This window comes from uncultured Campylobacter sp. (assembly GCF_938040115.1).
Lineage (GTDB): Bacteria > Campylobacterota > Campylobacteria > Campylobacterales > Campylobacteraceae > Campylobacter_A.
Map to the genome: position 1 here is coordinate 1 of NZ_CALHXD010000115.1, position 1,679 is coordinate 1,679.

The following is a 1,679-nucleotide window of genomic DNA, read 5'->3' on the forward strand; positions in this document are numbered from 1 at the left end:
GTCTAGCCTTGACTTAAAATTTCTGCACAACTCTCAAAATCATCTCACGATACTTCGCCTTATCGTTTCATGTTCAAATTTGAAGTCAAATTTGTAAATTTTACTCACCCAGACCCGCACCTTGAAAATACGAATTTGAGTTTTTAAATTTGACGTATCGATTCAGGCTATTCTCTCTTTGCCTAAAATTTGCTTTTATCAAATTTAACTTCTCTAGCGTCAAAAACGAAAATCAAGAATTTTTCAAATATTTTTATATATAATTATGATACAAAAAATCAAAATTATCATAAAGGATACTAAATGAGATTAGCTATCAGTCTGGCTGCGGCTGCGACGGCGCTATTTGCAAACGGCGCAAATCCCGATGTCATAAAGCCGATAAAGGATTTTACGCCTCCGCCGCCATATACGCCAAACGTCGCTCAAAGCGCGTTTCCGGAAAATCAATTTGACCGCGCGCCAAGGGATGATTATTTTTTCGTGACGGATTTGCTTGATAATTCTATGGATAAATTTCACGTCGCGGGCGGATTTTACGGCAGGACGTTTTACGGTTCGGGACTTTTTAAGTACCGCGGCGCAAATTTCTACACGATTTTAAATGCAAATTTTTCTAAAGCCAACCGCTACAAAGACGGCGGCGGCAGAGAGTGGAACTATGGCTACGCCAGGCAGGGGCAAAGCGCGGTCGTGGGCTTCGTGCCTAGCGAGCTAAGCGAGTTTAGATTTACGCTCGTACACGACAATATCGATGACGACAAGCAGCCTCACCATCTCATGGATGCCGTTAAAACCGAGCGATACATCGGTAAATTTAACGCTCGTATCGGCACGGAGGATCTATCAAATACGCTAAATTTCGAGCTAATGCTGCGCGACGTAAGCAGAAACGCCGACAACTATCATCTAAGAAGCGCGGCGCAGACGGTCAAGGTCGAACTGGATAGAAAAATCGTGGACGCCGACCTAAAATACGACGCGGACTTGGGCGACTTTCACAATCTCGCAGGCATCAGCTATCAACACGATAATCACGAGGGCAAAAGGTATCTAAAACAGCCCGGCGGCTGGGTTTTTAACGGCTATAGGTTTGCAGATGTAACGAATAAACGAACGAGGATTTTTGATACATTAAGCTATAAATTTAACGACTTTCACAAGCTTAGCCTTGCTCTAAACTACGACTGGATGAGGTCAAATTTAAAGGGATTAAACGAGCCTTATTTTGCGCCCGCCGCACCGCTTAGAACGGTAAAAGGGCTTATCCGCAGCGTTTATGGATATGATTTTGACGGTAGCGTCAAGCAAGACGGCTTAAGCGCCAGTCTAAAGTACGATTTCACGCCAAACGAGCTGGATAGCTACTACGCGGCGCTTGAGAGCTTGCAGCGCATACCTGGCAATATGGAGCGATTTAACACGCTTTACGGTCCGATGGATAACGGCTGGGTGAGCAACCCGCTGCTAAAACCGGAGCGCCACAACCGCGTAAATTTGGGCTTTACTTACAAGAGCGAATTTTATAAAGAATACATGAGTTCGCGCCAGGGCGAGGATAGCTTTAGCGTGGGCGGGTACTTTATCGCAGACGACGCGCAGGATCTGGTTATCTACGATCGCCGCCATGCCGCTTCATCCACGCCGCCAATAAACAGAAACGCCGTCATCACGCGCAA

General features: G+C 45.7%; 1 protein-coding gene. It reads left to right on the top strand.

The genetic code is table 11. The features are described from left to right. Positions 1–303 precede the first annotated feature (303 nt). A partial coding sequence (locus Q0314_RS04450) for a TonB-dependent receptor (protein ID WP_298056955.1) occupies positions 304–1,679 on the top strand: 1,376 nt, incomplete at its 3' end.